This is a genomic window from Microvirga vignae (assembly GCF_001017175.1).
Lineage (GTDB): Bacteria > Pseudomonadota > Alphaproteobacteria > Rhizobiales > Beijerinckiaceae > Microvirga > Microvirga vignae.
In genome coordinates, this window is sequence record NZ_LCYG01000037.1 from 12,509 (window position 1) to 34,273 (window position 21,765).

The window sequence follows — 21,765 nt, forward strand, 5'->3', positions numbered from 1 at the left end:
GGCTGAATCATTCTACCAAACTGGCAAAAAGGGCACAGCAGGAATTTCTTGCTGCGCCTTTTTCTCTTCAGGTCGTCAGCGTACCCGCCGCCGCTTGAGCGACCAGCGCTCGGGCCAAAAAGCCAGCACAGCGACGATCAGGGCGAGGAGCAGAAGCATCACCATCGTCTGGACGACCCCGAACAGCGGCGCATCCTTGGCCACGAACAGGCCCGTCACGACGCCTGCAACGATCATGATGATCCGCACGACCCATCCGAGCATCATCCTCTCCATCATCTGAAGGGTCTCTATAACGCTTAAGCCGAGGCAGTTTCTTGATCGGCGTCAATGCCTGAAAGCCTTTTCCGGCCTAGCCGAGCCTCGTTCTGCTGAGGTGCCCAACCATTACCATAGTGCTCTGCTCTTAAATGGTGCAGAAAGCCATGCGGGTGGGAGCCATTGCAAGAATGGAGGAAGCCATGACAACCCACGTTGTTTCCCGAGCTGTGCAGAGCGCGTCAGGGCCAGGCCGGATGTATTCACCGAATCTTCTGGCTCACATGCAATCCCTATTGGCCGAAATCGCCGATCTCGAATGCGCTTTCGAGAAGAAACTCCAGGCTGCCAAGAACGGCTCCTATTCCGAGTCGCACAAAAGCGAGCTGATCCAGGAATTGAAGCGCCGACATGACGAGCGACACACCTCCATAGCCATGGAACTCGCCGCTTTGGAGAAGAAAGTGGCTCAGGAGCTTCAGCTGTAAGGCTCTGTCATGAGGGCCATGGTCCTTCGGGAACAGCGCGCGCCCCTCGCGCTGGAGGAGCGCCCTCTTCCTATGCCCAGTCCCGGCGAGATCAGGATCAGGGTCGAGGCCTGCGCTGTCTGCCGGACGGACCTGCACGTGGTTGACGGCGATTTGCCCCATCCGAAGCTGCCTCTCATCCCCGGTCATGAAATCGTGGGGCGCATCGAAGCTTTTGGAAGTAGCGTGACGGGGCTCCAGGCTGGAGAGCGTGTGGGCATTCCCTGGCTCGGCTATACCTGCGGGCACTGCCCTTATTGCCTGTCGAACCGCGAGAACCTGTGCGATGCCCCTTTGTTCACGGGCTACACGCGGGATGGGGGATTTGCCACCCATGCCGTGGCTGATGCCGCCTATGCGTTCAAGCTGCCGGAGAATGCCGATCCCGTGGCCATTGCCCCTCTCCTATGCGCGGGCCTCATCGGATGGCGCTCCCTTGTTGCGGCAGGCGATGGTCAGAAAATTGGAATCTATGGCTTCGGGGCTGCCGCTCATATTATCGCTCAGGTCTGTGTCTGGCAGGGGCGCAAAGTCTTCGCTTTCACGCGTCCGGGCGATCTGACTGCGCAGGATTTCGCTCGCTCCCTTGGTGCGATTTGGGCTGGCGGCTCGGACGAGTCACCCCCGGAACACCTGGAGGCAGCGATTATCTTCGCCCCTGTCGGGTATCTGGTACCGCTTGCCCTGAAGGCTGTCCGCAAAGGTGGCCGGGTTGTCTGCGGAGGCATTCACATGAGTGACATTCCGCAGTTCCCCTATCGGCTGCTGTGGGGAGAGCGGCAGATCCTCTCTGTCGCCAATCTCACCCGTCAAGACGCTCATGATTTTCTGGCGATCGCGCCCAAGGCCGGTATCAAAATTGAAACTGTCGTCTATCGGCTCGAGGCGGCCAACGAGGCCTTGGCGGCTCTACGTCAGGGACGCCTTCAGGGCGCTGCCGTTCTTGTGCCTTAGGCTCACGACGCGTTGATTGCAATCAATGTCGGCGATCAAATCTGGAGGCATCTTCTTCCAAAGAGGGGGAAGTCATGCTGCAGAATATCAAGAGCTTGTTGATCGGCCTGTGTCGCGATGAACGGTCCCAGCCTGCCGCTATCGATTATGGTCTTTCTCTCGCGCAGCAGGCCCAAGCCCACGCCTCCATTCCGGTTCTGTCGCCGAAGGTGACGGTGTCTCACGCCTTCGTGAGCCAAGTCACAGATCGGCTGATCGAAGAGGAAAATACCCGCCTTAGGAGACTTGCCCAGACACCCAGACATTGGCTGATCAAGCTCGGCAGGCGGCTCTGCCCAGGGTGTTGCCTGCACGGCCGAAGTGGTTCAGGAGCATTACCCTGCACTCTCGACATTGTTCGCGAAAAGCGCCCGCGTCTGACCTGACGGTTTTCGATGCGGAGACGGATACACTGAGTTTGAACCGCGGTCTTCTCGAGGAAGCCCTGTTCAATGGTGGCGCTCCGATGATCGTCGTTCCACCGGGCATAAACCGCTTCATCGCCAAGCATGTGCTCATCGCCCGGGATGGCAGCGCGAAGGCGGGCCGCGCCGTCAACGACGCCCTGCCCTTCCTAAGAGCAGCACAGGAGATCGAGATCGTCAGCATACTGGGCGAGGAGGACCTGTCGAAGTCTGTCAAAGAAGTTGGGCCCGCGCCCTACTTGGCCCGTCACGGCATCAACTGCACCGTCAAGGACACGGCCGCAACCGACGGCGATATCGGCCAGACCTTACGGACGCAGGCGGGTTATACTTCCGGGCACATCTTATCGTGATGGGCGCTTTCGTTCATTCTCGTCTGCGCCAGAGAGTGCTGGGCGGCGTCACCCAGTTGATGCTCAAGAGCAGCAAGGTGCCCGTGTTCCTATCCTCCTAGAGCATTGGACCCGAAAGTGGACTTGAACTTTCGGGATCAGTCTGATGCTCTAGAGCTTCTCAGCCGTCTTGATTGGCCGAGCTTCGACCACCTGGAATGTGTGGAGTTCCTCATCTTCATCCTGGATGGAGACGTACTCTCCCACCGCAAACCGATGCTTGTTGAGGCGATATCCCGCTTCATCGTCGATTACACGCTTAGGATCGTAGTCAATGGCCCAGGTCGCCCCGCCGGAGCCTCCGGGACGGTGAATTAGGTAGCCATGCCGGTCGAACTCGTCGCCCCAAAATCGCCTGACACGGCAGAGAGCTCGCGTCTCTTTCCATTCGGCCGCATCCAGCGTTGCTGCAGCATCGAGCGGGGCCGTGATTTCATAGCCGAATTTCGAGCTACCCTCGGGATAATCCTTGGACCGGGCGAGGTGAAGGGTGATGTGGTAAAGCATGATTTCCTCCAAGACCGCGCCTGATCATTCTATCACGCAGCCATGCTTGACCCTAGAGGAGCGCCCCTCCCTCTCCTTGATCTTCTCAAGCCTCAGCCTCCTCCGCTTCCTTCAGGGCGCGGCGCAGGCGTCTGACAATGACGGCCTTTGCCCGCTTGTCGGCAGCCTTGTCGAGGGCCTCGTTGATGTCGATCAGCAGCTTGGAATAATCATTGCTCCAGTCCTGCCGCCCCACGACCGCGGGCTCCAGGCGACGCTCATGATCATCCACCTGGACAGCCTTGTCGCCGGATAATTCATAGATGTCGTCGAGCTCAGGAATGACCACCCGGTCGCCCGGAACAGTTCCACTCAGCGAAGATTGCAAGGCTTGAAGAGGAACCTCCTCACCGTGGACCAGGAAAACACCGCGCCGAACCGGCAGCCGCTCGGTGAGCCAGGTTTTCAGCTCAGGCCCATCCGCATGTCCGGAATAGAGATCGAGGCTTCTCATTCGGGCTCGAACCCTCACGTCCTCTCCCTGGATCCGTACCCGCGTCGCTCCATCCTGCAGGATGCGTCCGAGCGAGCCCTGTGCCTGATAGCCAACGAACAGCACGGTCGCCTCTTCGCGCCAGAGCCATGCCTTCAGGTGGTGCCGGATCCGGCCCGCCTCACACATACCGCTCGCGGCCGTCACGATGTGAAAACTATGAATACGGTCAATGGCCTTGCTCTGCTCTACACTCTCCGTAAATCGAACCCAGCGCTTCTCGAGCGCCTCGACCAGATCCTTGCCGTTCCGCAATTCATGGGCGTGTTTCTTGAAGATGGCGCTCGCCTTGGTGGCCAGTGGTGAGTCGATGAAAACGGGGATTTCCGGCAGTTCTCCAGCTTCCATCAGCTCCAGCAGATCGACGAGCAGCTCCTGCGTCCGCTCAACCGCGAAGGATGGGATGAGAAGCACGCCGCTCGGCCGCATTGCTGCGCGCACTTCGTCTCGCAGCATGCGACGGCGGCGTTCTATGGTGATGCCAGCACGATCCGCATCGCCATAGGTGCCTTCCAGGATGACATAATCGAGACCGCTCGGACCAACCGGATCGGGCTGCAGGAGCTTGTAGTCTGGTCCCACATCGCCCGAGAAAAGGAGGCGAACAGCCTTGTCATTTCCACCGGAAATGACCTCCATCTCGATGGAGGCGGATCCCAGGAGATGACCTGCATTCCAGTAACGAGCCTTGAAGCCAGGAGCGAGCTCCCGCCATTGCCCGTAAGCCACGGGCCGGAACTGATCAAGGGAGGCAACTGCATCTTCGGCGGTGTAGATCGGAGTGACTGTCGGCCGGCCTCGGCGGCTGTTGCGCCGATTGAGCTGATCGACCTCGAGCTCCTGAATATGCCCAGAGTCCGGCAGCATGATCGAGGCCAGATCCGCTGTCGCGGCCGTCGCATAGATCGGCCCATTGAACCCGGCATTCACGAGCTTTGGGATGAGGCCGCTATGGTCGATATGGGCATGGGTCAGGCACAGGGCGTCAAGCTGCGACGCCCTGAACGGAAACTGCCGGTAATTCAGCTCTTTCTCTGACTTGGCACCCTGGAACATTCCGCAATCGACGAGAACCCGGGTCTCGTTCGTTTCCAGCAGGAAGCAGGAGCCTGTGACGGCATGGGCGGCGCCAAGGAAATGTATGCGAAGGGACAAGGAACACCTGTTCTGAGATGACAAGCTCGCAAGGAAGCGGATGCGGCTATATAGTCAGCCTTTGTGCGGCTAAGTTTGATCCATGCCAAGCGACCCGCCAAATCCGCGGAGGACAATTCATGACATCCCGGGTCCCGTCTTCAACCAATGCCCTCTGTCCGATTACCGGCAAATCCTACCCGCAGCGGGAGTTCGTCGTACTGGATCACCTCCACCCTGCCCTCGTGGATCGGATCCTGAGGGACCATCCATCACTGACGCTGGACGCTCGTATCAGCCGTGCGGCCGTGGACCGCTACCGCATGCTCTACGTGGAGGAGTTGCTGCGGCAGGAACGGGGCGAATTGACCAAGCTCGATCAGGAGGTCACCCGCTCCCTTGCCGAAGGGGCCACGGTCTCGATGAATATCGAGGCCAGTTATGACGAGCGCCGCACCATCGGAGAGAAACTGTCCGATGGGCTGGCAACCTTCGGCGGCAGCTGGACCTTCCTCATTTTCTTCGGCCTGGTCCTGGCGGGCTGGACTGGCATCAACACCCTTGGCGGTAGGGAAGCGTTCGATCCTTACCCTTACATCCTTCTCAACCTCGTCCTGTCATGCCTAGCCGCCGTCCAGGCTCCGATCATCATGATGAGCCAGAAACGGCAGGAGGCGAAGGACCGGCTGCGTTCTCTCAATGACTATCGGGTCAACCTCAAGGCAGAGCTGGAAATCCGGCATCTTCACGAGAAGATCGATCACCTGATCTCGCGGCAATGGGAAAGGCTTGCGGAGATACAGGAGTTGCAGATCGAGCTTCTTCAGGAGCGTCGCTAGAGAAAGTGTAGCCTATCGCGCTTTCCGTCCGAGGTCTGCGACAGAAGCGAGCCAGGCTTTCCGTTTGGCATCGCTCATTCCCTCGATCCTTCCGATGAGCGTATGCCGGTTAGGGCCGACACCCACGAGCGACAGGATGCTGCGCTTGAGGCTTTTCAGGCTGTGTGCGCCGAAATACCAGCGGAACGCAAAGCCGGGCATGCCCATGGTGATGATGATGCGGCTCGACTTGCCCTTGAGAGCCGTCTTCCAACTGACTCCCGCACCTGCGCCACCCGTCATAAAGGCAGGTCGGAGAGCCTGCTCGAGAAGCCCTTTGAGAAGCGCCGGCATGCCTCCCAGCCAGAGTGGGTAGATGATCACGAAATGCTCGGCCCAGGCCAGCGATTGCTGCGCCTGTTCGATGGCAGTCGGCGGGGAATCATTCTCCCAATCGCTTTTGGAACGAAGAAGCGGAAAATCGAGCTCCGCCACAGAGATGAGGCGAACGTCATGACCGCCTTTCGCCGCGCCCTGAGCATAAGCCTCCGCCAGAGCATGGCAGTAATGTTGGCCGCCCGGCGTTGGATGCCCCTGAAGGATAACAATGCGGGTCAACCCTGCCTCCCGACCTTGATCATTCCCCAGTCAACAGGGATTGGTCGGTCGCGTCTTTGACATGCAGCAAATAGGCCTCGCTGGCATAGGCCCGCATCATGCGCTGCGTATTGAACACCGGCCCGATCTTCGCAATGGCGTGCTTCATCATGCCGATCCAACCGGATCTGTTTTTGCAATAGAACGGCAGGATGGTGTTCTCCAATTTGTCGTAGAGTATGCGCGCGTGATCATCGGGCGATCCTTCCTGCCCAATACCCCAGCCTGTGATTCCCTCCTCACATCCTTCAAGCCACCAGCCGTCGAGGGTGCTGAAGTTCAGAACACCGTTGAGGGCAGCCTTCATACCGCTCGTTCCCGAGGCTTCAAGGGGCGGCAGAGGCGTGTTCAGCCAGATATCGCTGCCGGCCACGATGATCTTGGCGAGGTCCATCTGGTAATTAGGAATGAAGGCGATCGGGATCCTTGCATGATGCGCCTGTGCAGTAATCTCATGGATCAGCTGCTTTCCGCCCTCATCGCGCGGATGGGCCTTGCCGGCCATGACGATCTGAAACGGAAAGAGGTGATGGATTTCCATCAATCTGGACCAATCGCTGAGCAGCAGGCCAGCGCGCTTGTATCCGGTCATGCGGCGCGCGAAGCCGATAATAGGAAGAGCAGGATCGAGACTTTGACGGGCTGCCTCCTGCGCCAGAGCGATCAGATCTCCCTTCGCCTCCTCGTGAGCTCGCCAGACTGCCTCATCGCTGAGGTGGATGACTCGCGCTAGAGCTTCCGGCCGCACATCCCAATCCGGCGCTGTGTCGTGAAACAGACGCGCGAATGCAGGGTGCGTCCATTGCCGGGCGTGGACGCCATTGGTCACCGCATGAATGCGATGGCCGGGGAACATCTGCCGTGTCGTCTCCGCATGGCGGAGAGAAACGCCATTCACGTACGAGCTGAGATTCAAGGCAAGCCGCGTCATGTTGAGCAGATCATCACCAGCCAAGGCCTTGATTTGATCGATGTCCAGAAACTCCCCGAGAATGTGTGCGACTTGCTCGTAACTAAAGCGGTCATGCCCCGCTTCGACGGGCGTATGGGTAGTGAAGACGCAACGTCTCCTGACCGCTTCGATGTCATCACCACGGCGCAGCAGTGCGAGAGGCAGCAGCGCAGCATGCCCCTCATTGAGGTGATAGGTCTCGATCTTGAACCCGAGTGCTCGCAGAACCTGCTCTCCGCCGATGCCGAGCAGGATCTCCTGTTTGAGACGGTATGCATCGTCCCCACCGTAGAGCCTGTGAGTAATGCCGCGATCATGGAGATCGTTCTCGTCGACATGCGTATCGAGCATGATTACCGGAACTTTATAGCCACGGGGGGAAACCCATTCGTAGAGCCAGGGCCGGACCCAGACATTCCGTCCCTCGATCGTAACCGCCATGGCATCCGGAAGCGGGGTCGCCCAATCGTCCGGCTCCCAAGGATCGGCATGGTCGATCTGCTGCCCCTTGGCGTCGATCTCCTGCCGAAGATAGCCCTGCCGACTTGCCAGCGTCACGAACACCATCGGCATTTCGAGGTCGGCGGCAGAGCGCACCGTATCGCCGGCAAGGACGCCCAGGCCTCCGGAATAGGTGCGCATCTCGCTTCTGAGCGCGATCTCCATGGAGAAATAGGCGATCCGTGTTCGCGACAGGTAGCTATCAATCACAGACACAGCATTCTCCAAAGCTTTGGTGGTGACGGAAAGATCAGGAGTCCAGGACTAGCGGCTTCCTACGCCTCTAAGGGGCTCGATGGTTTCCTGAGCGATCCGCTCAGCATAGAGACGCTCGACATCTTCTCTGCGGCATAGCCCAGTTCCCGGCGTCATCAGGGTTGCCGCCCCCGCGGCCATGCCGAGACGTACGGCATGGCGCAGGTCGAGGCCCTGAACGAGACCGAAGCATATGGCCGCGACCATGCTGTCCCCTGCGCCGACTGCACTTCTGATCGGCACCTCGATAGGTGCGAGTTTTTCGTAACCATCAGCCGTGACCAGAAGTGCACCCTCAGCCCCTTGCGAAACAACCATCACTTCGCTGATACCTCGATCAATCAATTGCCGGGCAGCTTCGACCTGCTCGGCCTCACTGCGCAACTCCTGTCCTACCCACTCTCGCAGTTCGCGAATGCTGGGTTTGAGAAGGTAGGCTCCAGATTTGACATGGCGCAGGGCTTCACCCGACGTATCGAGCACGAAACGGCAGCCAAGCGTTTTCGAGAGATCGGCGACATCCTGGACGAAGTCGGGAGACACGCCGGGAGGAAAGCTCCCGCTCAAGACGATGATGCGAGCGCCTTCAGCGGCTCGCGCCAGCTCTTCAAGGCAAGTCTGCCTCTCTGCTGCACTGATTTCCGGACCGGACAGAACGAAGCGATATTGAAGTCCGCTTCTCCGCTCGTCGATTGTGAAGCTCTCCCGCGTGAAGCCGCTGATCGGAACATGCCGGGATGGAACGCCTGCCCGTTCCAAAAGCCTCTCCAGCATCAACCCTGTCGGGCCACCGGCCGGATAAACCGCGAGGGCTTGGCCACCCAGGGTCTGAACGACACGTGCCACGTTGATGCCACCTCCACCCGGATCATGCTGGACAGCACTGCAGCGAACCTTGTCCGTGGGGACGACAGCCTCTGCACTCGTCGAGACATCGAGCGCCGGGTTCATCGTTAGCGTTACAATATCCGGCAATTCCTTCGCCTCCCCTCATCGGCTCAAGCCTCGAAGTCCCTTCTAGAGCCACGAGGATCGAACTTTCCTTTATAGGGTAGAGAACAGCAGATCCCCAGCGACTAAGACAGGACACCCAAAAGTCGGACTGAGAGTTTTCGACCTTGTGCGATAAGATGCGGCACGCAAAGCGCATTTCGGTGAGACCAGACATGACATCAGCAGCTCTCTCCACGTCTCTGCCCGACAACCTCGAACCCGACCTCGCCAAGGCTCTGGCTTATTGGAAAGATCTGCTCCGCGGCGAGAACCCCATGCCTTTCTCCGATGATGTCGATCTCTCCCAAATGCCTGAGCTTTCCTCAAATCTTATGCTGTTGACCGCCTTCGAGAATCCGGACCGGTTTCGTTTCGAAACGGCAGGCGAAAAGATCGCTCAGGATTACGGGGCCTCCCTCGCCGGCAAATTCTCCGATGAGATCGCGCAAAATGCTCCATTGGAAGGTTTCACTGAACAATGCCGCATGGCGGTATCTCAGCGCGCTCCGACCTATTACCGTTCTCCTTTAAATTCTTATGCCCGCCTTGTCCTCCCGACCTGGGGAGAAGGACATGTCATGCTTCTCCTCGCTGCAGTGACAAAAACCTCTTAAGAACGCCCCTATGGAACGCCTCTAGCGTGCGATCTTCTCGACGGAGACCTCGTGCATCGCGCGTCCGGTCCTCTCGAAAATGGTGACATTGCCGATTGTCGTTTCCGCAATATTGGTCAGTGCCTCCTTCGTGAAGAAGGCTTGGTGGCCGGTAATGAGCACGTTCGGGAAAGTCAGCAGGCGTGCGAAGACGTCATCGTCGATGAATCGTCCCGAGAGATCTTCGAAGAAGAGGTCGGCCTCCTCCTCGTAGACGTCGAGACCGAGATTGCCGATCACACCTTCCTTCAGGCCTTTGACGACGGCGTGGGTGTCGATCACAGCCCCGCGGCTCGTATTGATCAGCATCACGCCGGGCTTCATGCGCGTCAGAGCAGCCTCGTTGATGAGATGGTGTGTCGCGGGCGTCAGCGGGCAATGCAGGGTGATGATATCGGAGGCGGCGAACAACTCGTTCGTCTCCACGTAGGTGATACCCATGTCGAGGCAGGCGGGGTTGGGCTGCAGATCGTAGGCGATTACCTTGCAGCCAAATCCCGCAAGGATCTTGCACACGACCTCTCCGATCTTGCCGGTTCCCACCACGCCCACTGTCTTACCGGCAAGGTCGAAGCCGAGAAGACCTTCCAAGGCAAAGTTGCCTTCCCGTACGCGATTATAGGCACGATGCGTCTTGCGATTGAGCGCAAGGATGAGAGCTAGCGTGTGCTCCGCAACCGCATGGGGCGAATAGGCCGGAACACGGGCAACGGCGATGCCCAAGGCTTTGGCCGCCGCGAGATCGACATTGTTGAAGCCGGCCGAGCGCAGGACGATCAGCTTGATGCCCTTTGCGGAAAGGCTGGCGAGAACCTCCGCGTTCACATCGTCATTGACGAAGGCACAGACGGCATCGGCGCCAGCGGCAAGGTCGCAGGTCTCAACGGACAACTTAGCCTCGAAATAGATAAGCCGGTGTCCAGATCCAGCGCTGGCGGCATCCAAGAAGCGCCGGTCATATGGCTTGGTGCTAAAGACCGCGATCTGCAAGGCAGCCCTCCCTCTTGAGGATCAACATATATCCCGCTTCTTGCATGTAGCGCTCCGCTCACGCCAGGCTTGGCATTATTCCTACGGTCAGGACTCCCGCTGTGAAAGCCCACCTGGAAACAAGCCGCATAGACTCTTGATCGGCATCAATTTCACCGATCGCGGCCGAGCTTATTGTCTTCTCGCATCTTGGCTCGGAGCCCATTCGCCCAAGAATCAAACCTGGGACTTCCGCTGATTCCGAATATTCGGCTGGAGAACATCATGATCAAAGACGTCCTCGTTCACCTCGACGGCACCCCTCGCGATGAGGAGCGTCTGCAGCATGCAGAGGCCATCGCTTCGATTTCTCAGGCGCATGTGACCGGCCTGCTCACCAATCCCCTTCCTGACATGCCCCTGATCGCGCCCATGGATGCAGGAGCAGCAGCTGCCGAAATCCTGGTCTCTCTGAATGAAGAGGCCAAGGGCACGGGGGACGCGCTTCAGAAGAAATTGACGGCGCGCATGGCTCTCTTCAGTGTCCCGAATGAAATCCGACGGCTCGACGCCACTCCCGGGGGAATCCCGAATGAGGCTGCCTCGGAGGCCCGTTGGGCGGATCTCTTCATCATGAGCCGTCCCTATGGCACGGATGGTTCCGAGGAATGGGATTCGCTCTTCGAGGCCGTGCTGTTCGAGGGCGGCCGAAGCGTTCTGGTTGTGCCGCCCAATCACCGCGCCGCGGACGCCATTCGCCGCGTGCTCGTGTGCTGGCGCGATACCAGGGAGGCCGCTCGCGCCGTCGCCGAGGCAGCTCCCTTCCTGGCAAAGGCGACGAAGATCACGATTCTGGTGGTCGATCCGGAGCAGAAGGAAACAGACAGCAACAATCAGCCAACCGCCGATATCGCCAAGCATATCAGCCGCTACGGGGCGCCTGTGGAGGTCAGTATCGTTCAGAGCCAGGGGCGTGATGTCAGCGACGTCATTCTCGAACAGGCCCGCAGAACCTCCGCCGACCTGATCGTCATGGGCGGCTATGGCCACTCCCGGGCACGGGAATGGATCATCGGCGGCGCGACGCGCAACACCCTGAGCACATCGGAATTCCCTATTCTCATGGCTCACTGAGACGGCTCAACAACCTAAGCCGTTCAAGGACTTAATCGTGCCGTACATCCGGGCTGCCAAGGCAGGCCGGAGTTGTCAACGCTGGTGCTCTGTTGTATGGCATTCTCGCGCTTCAGTCGCACGCTCCTCCGTCCGGGAGCCTTGCGCGAGGCGTGACATCGACTTGATGAGGCAGTCCCGCAGGGCTGCGAAGTCACCGGGCGCGAGGCGCTCCCGATCCAGGCTCCCTTGCCATGATTTCGCACCGAAGCCGCGTTACGCGGGCGCCTTCCCGATGTCCGTATAGCTTCTAGAGTGGAATTTCGCGGATGAATGCTCCCGCACCCAAAATTTCGTTCGTGTCCCTGGGCTGCCCGAAGGCCCTGGTCGATTCTGAGCGCATCATCACGCAGCTGCGCGCTCAAGGTTACCAGTTGACCAAGGAGCATGACGGGGCCGACGTGGTCATTGTCAACACCTGCGGCTTCCTGGACAGTGCCAAGGCCGAGTCGCTTGAAGCCATCGGCGAGGCCATGGCCGAAAACGGCAAAGTCATCGTGACCGGCTGCATGGGCGCCGAGCCCGAGCAGATACGTGACCAGTTCCCGAACGTGCTTGCGATCACCGGCCCGCAGGCCTATGAATCCGTGGTCTCCGCCGTTCATCAGGCCGTTCCGCCTGCGCACGATCCCTTCATCGATCTCGTACCGCCCCAGGGCGTCAAGCTGACGCCGCGCCATTACGCGTATCTGAAGATCTCGGAAGGCTGCAACAATCGCTGCACCTTCTGCATCATCCCAAAGCTGCGCGGTAACCTCGTCAGCCGCCCAATCGGCGATGTGCTGCGCGAGGCCGAGAGGCTCGCCAAGGCCGGTGTGAAGGAGCTGCTGGTGATCTCGCAGGACACCAGCGCCTACGGCCTCGACATCAAGTACCAGCCGAGCCTCTGGAAGGATCGCGAGGTCCGCACGCGCTTCTATGAGCTTGCCAAGGAACTCGGTGATCTCGGCATGTGGGTGCGTATGCACTACGTCTACCCCTACCCGCACGTGGACGAGGTCATCCCGCTCATGGCGCAGGGCAAGATCCTTCCCTACCTCGACATCCCGTTCCAGCACGCTTCGCCGAGCGTGCTCAAGGCCATGCGCCGCCCCGGCAACCAGGAGAAGACCCTGGAGCGCATCAAGAAGTGGCGTGAGATCTGCCCGGATCTTGCCATCCGCTCCACGTTCATCGTCGGCTTCCCCGGCGAGACGGAAGAGGATGTGGACTTCCTGATGCAGTGGCTAAAGGAAGCGAAAATCGACCGTGCCGGCTGCTTCCAGTACGAACCCGTGCAGGGCGCGCCCGCCAACGAACTCGCCGGTGCGGTTCCGCCGGAGGTCAAGGAAGCACGCTGGCACCGCTTCATGCAGACCCAGCAGGATGTCAGCGCCAAGCTGCTCAAAGGTCGCGTCGGCAAGACGCTCCCCGTCATCATTGACGAGATCGGTGCAACGGTCGCCACAGGCCGCACCAAGTATGACGCGCCGGAGATCGACGGCGTCGTCTATGTGGCCTCGAAGAAGCCGCTGAAGCCGGGCGAGATTGTTGATGTGAAGATCGAAAGCTCGGACGAGTACGATCTGCACGGAACGGTGGTCTAAGATCTCCCAAGGATAGCCGACACCTCACCATCATCCCCGGCCCCGTGCCGGGGATCCACGTCTTTCAGCGGTTGAAGGCGTGGATGGCCGGAACAGGTTAGGTCCTGCCGAGCCTGTTCAAGTGAGCCATTGGTGTGGATGGCACGCGAGGCATCCTCGATCAAGCTACGTCTCGAACCCGGCCGCCACGGCGTCGAGAGCGGTCCACGCCACACAGAAATCCGTCGCCAGACCGGCGCAGAAGACACGCTTGAAACCACGCCCCTTGCGGTACCTTCAAGGCCCGTCGAGGTCTTCCGGGCGGCTTCCTTGAACCCCGAACAGCTGTCGATGCCTTCGTTGTAGCCTTTGCGGATGACGAGATGAGCGTGCGGGACCAGCAGACCGCGGGATATCTCGGCACCTGGCGTACCCTGAATACAATGGTCCGGCCAGAGCACCTGTTGGCCGTAGTGCAATTCGGTCAAATCGACGGGCTGCTTGGCCGGATGCTGGACGCGAAAGAAGCATGCCTGCCTGGATGTCGATCCTGCGTCAGAACGACATGTCGAATGGCTTGGGCCAGCCGGTTGGTGGGCTCGATGACTGCGTCCCCATCCGGCATGGCAAGTGCGCCGCCCGGGAGGACGTCATACTGAACATCCACGACCATAGGGACGTTCGGATCACTCAGTTTGATCGCGTTTTGCTCGGCCACTTGCAGCGCCCTCGCCTTACGCGTGAATTATCATGAGCTGAACGAAAAAGGCAGCCGAGCGATCGGCTGCCTTTACAGGTTCGAACAGAGACCGCCGCTTATTGCGGGATCTTGTCCTCGATACCCTTCACGTAGAAGTTCATGCCGAGGATCTGCTCATCGGAGAGTGCACCGTTGCCTTTGCACTCGATCTCCTTGCCGTCTTGGCCGATAACCGGGCACTTGAAGGGGTTGACCTTACCGGACTTGATCGCAGCCTCGGTCTCCTCAGCCATCTTCTTCACGTCGTCTGGCATGTTCTTGTAGGGCGACATGACCACCATGTGGGCGGCAAGGCCGCCCCAGGTGTCTTCCGACTTCCAGGTGCCGTCGAGAACAGCCTTGGTGCGAGCGACGTAGTAGTCGGACCAGTTGTCGACGATGGCGGTAAGCTGCGCCTTCGGAGCGAAGCGCTCCATATCGGAAGCCTGGCCGAAGCCGAACTTGCCACGCGCCTCAGCAGCCTGAATCGGAGCCGGGCTGTCCGTGTGCTGGGCAATCACGTCCACGCCCTGATCGAGCAGAGCCTTGGCAGCATCGCCCTCCTTCGCGGGATCATACCAGGAGTTCGCCCAGACCACCTTGATCTTCACATTCGGATTCACCGACTGCGCGCCGAGGAAGTAGGAGTTGATGCCCGAGATCACTTCCGGGATCGGGAAGGCGCCCACATAGCCGATGGTGCCGGACTTGGTCATCTTGCCGGCGATCTGGCCGATGATGTAGCGGCCCTCATGGAACTTCGCGGCATAAGTCGAGAGGTTCGGGGCGCGCTTGAAGCCGGTAGCGTGTTCGAACTTGATGTTCGGGTACTTCTTGGCGACCTTCAGGGTCGGCTCCATGAATCCGAACGAGGTCGTGAAGATCAGGCCGTGGCCCGTGCGGGCGAGCTGCTCGATGGCGCGCTCGGAATCGGCTTCCGGAACGCTTTCCACATAGGTGGTCTCGACCTTGTCGCCAAAGGCCTTCTCGACGGCCTTGCGACCCTGATCGTGCTGATAGCTCCAACCGTGGTCGCCTACCGGGCCCACATAGATGAAGCCGACCTTCAGCTTCTGCTGGGCCGAGGCGGCACCTGCGGACAGGGCCAGGGCTGCAGCCCCAGCCAAAGCACCCATAATCGTCTTTGAAAACATGCTCGCTCCCTCGAGTTAGATTTCAGACATTCCGTCGCAGGTCTGAGGCACTCTGGCAAGAATTCCCGTGCCTAGAATAAGTGCATGTTAACACCGGTTTGCTCATCGGTCAGGCACGAAGGGCATGCCGAGCGATCCGGGGGCCCCGATAGCCCGCCCATACCGCAAGGAGAGCAGCAGCAGGGCGATGATCGTGGCGAGATACGGCACGGCCGAAAGAAGCTGAGAGGGGATGCCCCATTGAGCAGCCTGCGCGTGGAGCTGGAGCACCGTGGCCGCGCCGAAGATGTAGGCTCCTACTAGTACCCAAGCTGGTCTCCAGGCAGCGAATACAACCAATGCCAGGGCGATCCAGCCTCGGCCCGCCGTCATGCCAGGGGACCAGAAGCGGGTATAGACCAGGGCAAGGTAAGCGCCTGCCAAACCGGCGCAGGCGCCGCCGAACAGGATCGCAAGAAACCGCACACGCAGGACGGGAAGGCCCAGGCCATGGGCGGATGCATGGTTCTCACCGATGGACCGCAGGGTCAGGCCGGAGCGCGTGCGCTTGAGATAGATGGCGATCAGGATCGTCAGGGCGATGGACGCGTAGACGAAGAGATCCTGCTCGAAGAAGAGGCGCCCAACCACGGGGATGTCGCTCAGACCCGGAATGTCGATCGGAGCGATAGGATCGCGCCGCGAGCCGACGAAAGGCGCACCGATGAGCCCCGACAAGCCCAGACCAAAGATCGTAAGGGCCAGTCCCGAACCGACTTGGTTTGCGGCGAACCCAAGTACCACAAGGGCGAACAGGGCCGCCATGAACGCGCCTGCCAGAATGCCGGCAGCGACGCCGATCAGCGTGGAGTCAAAGGTGACGGCGGCTGCAAAGGAGCAAGCCGCCCCCATGGCCATCATGCCTTCGACGCCGAGATTCAGGATACCGGAACGCTCAGTCACCAACTCGCCCAAGGCGGCAATCAGCAGCGGCGTGGATGCGGTGACGATAGTCAGGAGGATGGCCTCGAAGGTGGTCATTTTCCCCCTCCACGGGTCACGAAACGGATGCGGTAGCTCACGAGCGCATCGGCCGCGAGAACACAGAGCAGAAGAATGCCCTGGAAAGCCTGCGTGAGATCGAGCGGGAGTTTCAGCAGGATCTGCGCGCTCTCACCACCAATGAAAGTCAGCGCCACCACGAGCGCCGCAATGAGAATGCCAACCGGGTTGAGACGTCCGAGATAGGCAACGGTGATCGCCGTAAAGCCGTATCCCGGCGAGATCGATGGCTGGAGTTGTCCGATCTGTCCCGAGACTTCAACGATGCCTGCAAGTCCTGCCAGACCGCCCGAAATGGCAAACACCGCCATCGTGGTCGCCTTCGAGCTGAATCCGGCGAAACGAGCAGCACGGGGCGCATCTCCAGTCAGCTTGAGACGATAGCCAAAGAGAGTGCGCCCCAGAATGATCGCAGTGATCACGATGGCGACAAGGGCGAAAATCGCCCCCCAATGAATGCGGCTGCCCTCCATGATGGATGGCAAGGTCGCGGCCGGATCGAAGGTCACCGATTGCGGAAAGTTGAAGCCCTTCGGATCGCGCCAAGGGCCACGCGACAGATAATCCAGGAAAAGTTGTGCCACATAGACCAGCATGAGGCTGGTGAGGATCTCATTGACGCCGAAGCGGATCTTCAGAAAGGCAGGGATCAGGCCGTAAAGCGCCCCGCCGATGATGCCGAGCAGGAGCATGGCAGGCAGGACCCAAGCCCCCGCATCCGTCCCGTGGGTCCTGAGAGCCAGCCAGCCGCCGAAGACGGCGCCGATCACGTATTGGCCTTCCGCTCCGATGTTCCAGAGATTGGCGCGAAAGCAATAGGACAGGCCGATGGCGATCAGCATCAAAGGCGTCGCCTTGACCAGCAGTTCCTGCAGCGACCACGGATCGCTCAAGGGCTGGAGCACGTAAACATCGAATGCTGCGATGGGAGATCGCCCCATCAGCCAGATCACGACACCCGCAATGAGGAAGGCCGTAATGAAGGCAGCGACCGGCGCGAGCGCCCGCGCAACGGGTGACACGGTTGTACGGGGCGTGAGCTCAAACCGCATGAGCGCCCCCTTGAGCTTGAGCCACGCCTAGCATTTCAAGGCCGACTGCCTCCCTGGTCCATGCCCTGATAGGTTTCAGCGGGCTCAAACTTCCCTGATGGATCACCGCCATCTGGTCCGCGACTTCGAACAACTCGTCGAGATCCTGGCTCACCACCACGACGGCGCTGCCCTCGCGGGCCAGATCGACAAGCGCCTGACGGATAAGGCGGGCAGCACCCGCATCCACACCCCAGGTCGGCTGATCGACGATCAACAGCTTCGGCTTGCGGATGATCTCGCGCCCGATCACGAATTTCTGCAGGTTGCCGCCGGAGAGCTTGCGCGCCTGCGGATCGCCTTCCGGCGTGCGGACATCGAAGCTCTTGATGATCGTGCGTGCGAGCCGCTTGGCGGCATTGAGGAGGATAAACCCGGAGCGGCTCACTTCCGTCGCCGCGTGGGAAATCAGCGTATTCTCACTCAAACGGTGGGTCGGAGCTGCTGCATGGCCCAGACGCTCCTCCGGCACGAAAGCGGCCGAGAGGCGGCGGCGGGTGTCGATCCCAATCGTGCCGCAAGCCCGGCCGGCAATAGTGACGGTGTCGGCCCGGTCGGCCAGCCGCTCGCCGGACAAGGCCGCGAACAATTCGCTCTGCCCGTTACCGGCAACGCCTGCGATGCCGACGATCTCACCAGCGCGCGCCACGAAGTTGATGTCCTTGAGGGCAACGCCATGAAGGCCTGCGGGCGGCATGTTGAGATGGTTGACCCGCAGAACCTCTCCCTGAGGGGCGTGAGGAGCATCGGAACGGATCTCGCCGACTTCGTTACCGACCATGAGCGCAGCAATCTCCCGCGCGGAAATCGCGCGCGGATCGATCGTCGCCACCACACGCCCTGCCCTCAGGATCGTGGCGCGGCGGCAAAGGCGGCGCACCTCTTCCAGCTTATGGGAAATGTAGAGGATCGAGCAGCCTTCGGCCGAGAGCTTGTCCAGGGTCTTGAACAGATGCTCGGCCTCTTGGGGTGTGAGAACCGAAGTCGGCTCGTCGAGGATCAGAAGTCGCGGATTTTGCAGGAGGCAGCGAACGATCTCGATGCGCTGACGCTCGCCCGCCGACAGCGTCCAGACCGCCCGATCCGCATCGAGAGCCAAGCCATAGGTCCGACTGATCTCGCTTAAGCGGCTGCGAACCATGGCGAGGTCCCACTCATCCGAGAGCGCCACTGCAATGTTCTCGGCCACCGTCATCTCGTCGAAGAGCGAGAAGTGCTGGAACACCATCCCGAGGCCGAGGGCCCGCGCTTCGACGGGGGAGCCGATAGTGACTGGCCTTCCCTCCCATCGGATTTCACCAGCGCTGGGCTCGATCACACCGTAAAGGATCTTCACCAGAGTGGACTTGCCTGCTCCATTTTCGCCAAGGAGAGCATGGATTTCCCCCGGCGCGATCGCCAGATCGATGCCGTCATTGGCGAGGAGGTCGCCATAGCGCTTGCTGATCCCTTTAAGCTCGACGAAGGGTGGCCCAGATGGTGATACGTCTTCCTTCACGCAAGCGACTCTGACTTAAAAAGGAAAAGGGTCCGACAAGAACCATGGATAACGATCATAGGGATGCGCCGCACAGGTCGGCAATGGCGAATCCATGGTTTATTGTGAGTCGGCAAGCCGTCCACAATCAGATGACGGGGAAATTCCTTGGTCCAGAAAAGCTATAGCATTGCCATTGTTGGTGCCGGAGCTGCCGGCCTGAGTGCCGCCATTGCCTTCGCCCGCGATGGCTTCGAAACGGTTCTGATCGGCGGTCTGGACGTGCGACGTGATGGGCGCACCGTTGCCCTTCTCAATGGCTCCGTCCGATTCCTGAAAGCGCTGGGTGTTTGGCCTGCCGTGGCTCCGGAAGCGGCTCCGCTCGAGACCATGCGGATCATCGACGACACAGGCAGTCTCTTCCGGCCACCGCCGGTCTCATTTTCCTCGCGCGAGATCGACCTCGATGCCTTCGGCTGGAACATCGAGAATGCGACGCTGGTGGAAGGACTCGCCGAAGCGGCCCGAGATTATGAGTATCTGACCATCATAACCGAGCAGGCCAAGGATTTCCGCGCCGAGGCGAACCGGGCCATCGTCACGCTGACTGACGGCTCGGAAATAGAGGCCAATCTTGTCGTAGCTGCCGACGGGCGCAATTCCCAACTTCGCCGGATTGCAGGGATCGAGGCCCATACCTGGTCCTATCCTCAAACGGCTCTCACCGCGATCCTGGCCCATAACCGGGAGCATCGGGAGATGTCGACCGAGTTTCACACCCGCCACGGACCCTTCACCCTCGTTCCCCTTCCGGGCAAGCGCTCCAGCCTCGTCTGGGTGACGAGCCCGAAACAGGCTGAACGCCTCGCGAAGCTCGACGATGAAGCGCTGGCATTGGAGATCGAGCGCCAGGCTCACTCTTCTCTCGGTGCCATGCGCATTGACGGGCCACGGGGGCTGGTGCCCATGAGCGGCCTTTCGGTCGATCGCTTTGGAGCGCCCCGCCTCGCACTCGTGGGCGAGGCCGCGCACGTCTTCCCACCCATCGGCGCTCAGGGGCTCAATCTCGGGTTCCGCGACGTGGCGTCCTTGAGGGATGCAGTGGTGGATGCGTTCGACGATGGGCGCGAGCCCGGATCGCCCGAAACCTTGCGGCAGTACCAGCGCAGCCGCGATCTCGACGTCCGCCTGCGCACGGCCGCGGTGGATGGCCTCAATCGAACCCTTCTCACCGGCCTCCTGCCCGCCGATCTTCTCAGAGGCGCGGGACTTCTCGCTCTCAGCAAGGTCGGCTTCCTGCGCCGCGCTGTCATGCGCGAAGGCGTGCTGCCCCATTTGGGCGCGCCTCGCCTCATGCAGGATGCCTCAGCCGCTTAAGGGATGAGATCGTAGGGCAAGGTGCCGGTCTTGGTGGTGAGATAGAGCACCGCCGTCAACGTCAGGATCGACACCAGCGTCCCGATGAGAACGCAGGCTGAAGCCCGTTCTACGCCTACATTGTACTGGCTCGAGATCACGAAGATGTTCAAAGCGGGCGGCAGCGCCGCCATGACAATGGCCGCATAGGTCCAGGTCTGTCCGAAGTCACCGACGGCCGACAGCACCACCCAGACCAGCAGCGGGTGCAGGATCAGCTTGATGAACACAAGGGCCGGCACCTCCCCCGGAACACGCCCCAAGGGGCGCAGGGCCACGGTCACGCCGAGGAGGAACAAGGCACAGGGCGCGGCAGAACCCGATAGCCATGTGATCATCTGATTAAGCGGGCCCGGCACTTCGAGATGCAGATAGCTCGCGGCGACGCCGATGGTCGTCGCCACGTTGAACGGATGGGTCGCGACACGCCAGATGATCCGCCGAATGGTGGCCGCCAGATTCAGCTTCTCCACACCCGCGACTGACATGAGCAGGGGTACCACCGAGAACAGGAACAGGTTGTCGAACACGAAGATGAGGACGACCGGCGCGCTGGCGGCGGGCCCCGTGGCGGCCAAGATCAGGGGTGGCCCCATGTAGCCGATGTTGGAATAGGAGCCGGCAACGCCCTGCATGACCGATTGCGGAAGCTCCTTCGTGTGGCGCCAGCCGGCTGCGAAGGACAGGAGGAAGGCGCAAGCCGTCGAAAAAGTGGTCGCTGCAACGAAAGCCCAATTCGCCAGCTGGTCCAGAGGCTTATCCGCGATCAGGCGGAAGAAGAGACACGGCAGCGCTACATAGATCAGGAAGAACTGCATCCAGGCCAGCCCACTCTCCGGCTGCTTGACCATCTTGCCGCAGAAGAAGCCGAGCCCGATGAGACCGAAGAACGGGGCAAGCAGATTGAAAAGCCCGATCAGGTCGGACATCGCGGGCTCCTGAAGCGTGGGATAAGGCAGCGGGGACTTGGGGTAACTCTTCTGACAAGGTTCTAACCGTGCAGCAATCCCACCTTTGGAAGGCCTGCAGACCAAGAATGCAGACGTCGCTGACGATTTCTCTCCATTATGGTCGCTAACGTCTGCCGGCCACCGCAGTAAGCTCTTGGCGATACTCTCCGAATTGTGACGGTTGTGGATTTGGAGATTCCGACTTGTGCGCCTATATGCGAGTCCAAGGAGTTAGGACCATGCCTATGAAAGCGAGTTCAGCGAAATTCGCGATCGGCCAGGTGGTCAGGCATCGCCTGTTCGACTTCAGAGGCCTCATTTTCGATGTGGACCCTGAATTCGACAACACGGAAGAATGGTGGCTGTCGATCCCCGAGGACGTGCGCCCCCGCAAGGACCAGCCGTTCTACCACCTCTTCGCCGAGAACGCGGAAACGGAATACATTGCCTATGTGTCCGAGCAAAACCTGATGCCGGACCATTCGGACGAACCCCTGCGCAATCCTATGATTGAGGAAATGTTCGTGCGTGAGCCGAACGGCGCCTATCGTGCCAAACCGACCTTCGCCAATTGAATCAGTCCCATAAACGAA

22 protein-coding genes are annotated in these 21,765 nt (G+C 60.2%); 10 read left to right on the plus strand and 12 right to left on the minus strand.

The annotated features are described in order from the left end of the window. Positions 1-75 precede the first annotated feature (75 nt). The gene (locus AA309_RS14745; RefSeq protein ID WP_244470365.1) at positions 76-279 is read right to left on the minus strand and encodes a hypothetical protein; all 204 of its coding nucleotides are present in this window, start codon (positions 277-279) and stop codon (positions 76-78) included. 182 nt (positions 280-461) lie between these two features. Here AA309_RS14745 and AA309_RS14750 point away from each other — a divergent pair, with 182 nt between their 5' ends. The 4 genes from AA309_RS14750 to AA309_RS14765 all read left to right on the plus strand — a co-directional run bounded on the left by AA309_RS14750 (position 462) and on the right by AA309_RS14765 (position 2,556). Continuing rightward, complete coding sequence (locus AA309_RS14750) at positions 462-746, plus strand: hypothetical protein (RefSeq protein WP_150117572.1); 285 nt, start codon at positions 462-464, stop codon at positions 744-746. Positions 747-755: 9 nt separating this feature from the next. Next, entirely contained in the window at positions 756-1,739 is a 984-nt protein-coding gene (locus AA309_RS14755) for a zinc-dependent alcohol dehydrogenase family protein (protein WP_047189797.1), read from the plus strand. A gap of 74 nt (positions 1,740-1,813) precedes the next feature. After that, entirely contained in the window at positions 1,814-2,164 is a 351-nt protein-coding gene (locus tag AA309_RS34290; RefSeq protein WP_150117573.1) for a hypothetical protein, read from the plus strand. 32 nt (positions 2,165-2,196) lie between these two features. Then, positions 2,197-2,556 (plus strand): hypothetical protein, encoded by a 360-nt coding sequence (locus AA309_RS14765; protein WP_052954737.1) that lies wholly within the window; start codon positions 2,197-2,199, stop codon positions 2,554-2,556. A 150-nt stretch (positions 2,557-2,706) separates the two neighbouring features. Here AA309_RS14765 and AA309_RS14770 read toward each other — a convergent pair whose 3' ends face one another. Beyond that, a complete protein-coding gene (locus AA309_RS14770) occupies positions 2,707-3,102 on the minus strand; it encodes a hypothetical protein (RefSeq protein ID WP_047189799.1) in 396 nt (131 codons plus the stop codon). 85 nt (positions 3,103-3,187) lie between these two features. Then, positions 3,188-4,789: an MBL fold metallo-hydrolase gene (locus AA309_RS14775; protein ID WP_150117574.1), complete on the minus strand. Its 1,602-nt coding sequence runs from the start codon at positions 4,787-4,789 to the stop codon at positions 3,188-3,190. 119 nt (positions 4,790-4,908) lie between these two features. Between AA309_RS14775 and AA309_RS14780 the strand changes: the two genes are divergently transcribed. Then, positions 4,909-5,607: a DUF1003 domain-containing protein gene (locus AA309_RS14780; protein ID WP_052954739.1), complete on the plus strand. Its 699-nt coding sequence runs from the start codon at positions 4,909-4,911 to the stop codon at positions 5,605-5,607. Between the two features lie 12 nt (positions 5,608-5,619). Here the strand turns inward: AA309_RS14780 and AA309_RS14785 are convergent, their stop codons facing one another. The 3 genes from AA309_RS14785 to AA309_RS14795 are packed head-to-tail and all read right to left on the minus strand — an operon-like array spanning position 5,620 to position 8,926. Continuing rightward, entirely contained in the window at positions 5,620-6,204 is a 585-nt protein-coding gene (locus AA309_RS14785; RefSeq protein ID WP_047189801.1) for an NAD(P)H-dependent oxidoreductase, read from the minus strand. A gap of 19 nt (positions 6,205-6,223) precedes the next feature. Then, positions 6,224-7,912, minus strand: coding sequence for an alpha-glucan family phosphorylase (gene glgP, locus AA309_RS14790; RefSeq protein ID WP_244470366.1), 1,689 nt, complete (start codon positions 7,910-7,912; stop codon positions 6,224-6,226). A gap of 48 nt (positions 7,913-7,960) precedes the next feature. After that, complete coding sequence (locus AA309_RS14795) at positions 7,961-8,926, minus strand: 1-phosphofructokinase family hexose kinase (protein WP_047189802.1); 966 nt, start codon at positions 8,924-8,926, stop codon at positions 7,961-7,963. A 293-nt stretch (positions 8,927-9,219) separates the two neighbouring features. Between AA309_RS14795 and AA309_RS14800 the strand changes: the two genes are divergently transcribed. Then, entirely contained in the window at positions 9,220-9,558 is a 339-nt protein-coding gene (locus AA309_RS14800; protein WP_150117575.1) for a hypothetical protein, read from the plus strand. Positions 9,559-9,579: 21 nt separating this feature from the next. Here AA309_RS14800 and AA309_RS14805 read toward each other — a convergent pair whose 3' ends face one another. Continuing rightward, the gene (locus AA309_RS14805) at positions 9,580-10,587 is read right to left on the minus strand and encodes a 2-hydroxyacid dehydrogenase (RefSeq protein WP_047189804.1); all 1,008 of its coding nucleotides are present in this window, start codon (positions 10,585-10,587) and stop codon (positions 9,580-9,582) included. A gap of 264 nt (positions 10,588-10,851) precedes the next feature. Here AA309_RS14805 and AA309_RS14810 point away from each other — a divergent pair, with 264 nt between their 5' ends. After that, positions 10,852-11,700, plus strand: coding sequence for a universal stress protein (locus AA309_RS14810; RefSeq protein WP_047189805.1), 849 nt, complete (start codon positions 10,852-10,854; stop codon positions 11,698-11,700). Between the two features lie 308 nt (positions 11,701-12,008). Then, positions 12,009-13,325: a 30S ribosomal protein S12 methylthiotransferase RimO gene (gene rimO, locus AA309_RS14815; protein ID WP_047189806.1), complete on the plus strand. Its 1,317-nt coding sequence runs from the start codon at positions 12,009-12,011 to the stop codon at positions 13,323-13,325. A 795-nt stretch (positions 13,326-14,120) separates the two neighbouring features. Here the strand turns inward: rimO and AA309_RS14830 are convergent. The 4 genes from AA309_RS14830 to AA309_RS14845 all read right to left on the minus strand — a co-directional run bounded on the left by AA309_RS14830 (position 14,121) and on the right by AA309_RS14845 (position 18,827). Then, positions 14,121-15,197: a BMP family ABC transporter substrate-binding protein gene (locus AA309_RS14830; protein ID WP_047189809.1), complete on the minus strand. Its 1,077-nt coding sequence runs from the start codon at positions 15,195-15,197 to the stop codon at positions 14,121-14,123. 102 nt (positions 15,198-15,299) lie between these two features. Then, positions 15,300-16,217, minus strand: a complete 918-nt coding sequence (locus AA309_RS14835; protein ID WP_047189810.1) for an ABC transporter permease — start codon at positions 16,215-16,217, stop codon at positions 15,300-15,302. Then, on the minus strand, positions 16,214-17,290 hold the full coding sequence (locus tag AA309_RS14840) for an ABC transporter permease (protein ID WP_047189811.1): 1,077 nt from the start codon (positions 17,288-17,290) through the stop codon (positions 16,214-16,216). The genes AA309_RS14835 and AA309_RS14840 overlap by 4 nt, the downstream gene beginning before the upstream one ends. Continuing rightward, positions 17,280-18,827 (minus strand): ABC transporter ATP-binding protein, encoded by a 1,548-nt coding sequence (locus AA309_RS14845; protein ID WP_047189812.1) that lies wholly within the window; start codon positions 18,825-18,827, stop codon positions 17,280-17,282. Before AA309_RS14845 ends, AA309_RS14840 begins: the two co-directional genes overlap by 11 nt. Positions 18,828-18,974: 147 nt before the next feature. Here AA309_RS14845 and AA309_RS14850 point away from each other — a divergent pair, with 147 nt between their 5' ends. Next, positions 18,975-20,183: a UbiH/UbiF family hydroxylase gene (locus tag AA309_RS14850; protein ID WP_047189813.1), complete on the plus strand. Its 1,209-nt coding sequence runs from the start codon at positions 18,975-18,977 to the stop codon at positions 20,181-20,183. Here the strand turns inward: AA309_RS14850 and AA309_RS14855 are convergent. Next, complete coding sequence (locus tag AA309_RS14855; protein ID WP_047189814.1) at positions 20,180-21,151, minus strand: AEC family transporter; 972 nt, start codon at positions 21,149-21,151, stop codon at positions 20,180-20,182. The genes AA309_RS14850 and AA309_RS14855 overlap by 4 nt on opposite strands. A gap of 266 nt (positions 21,152-21,417) precedes the next feature. Between AA309_RS14855 and hspQ the strand changes: the two genes are divergently transcribed. After that, positions 21,418-21,747 carry a heat shock protein HspQ gene (gene hspQ, locus AA309_RS14860; RefSeq protein WP_047189815.1) on the plus strand — a complete coding sequence of 110 codons (330 nt, stop codon included), beginning with the start codon at positions 21,418-21,420 and terminating at the stop codon, positions 21,745-21,747. Positions 21,748-21,765: the final 18 nt, after the last annotated feature.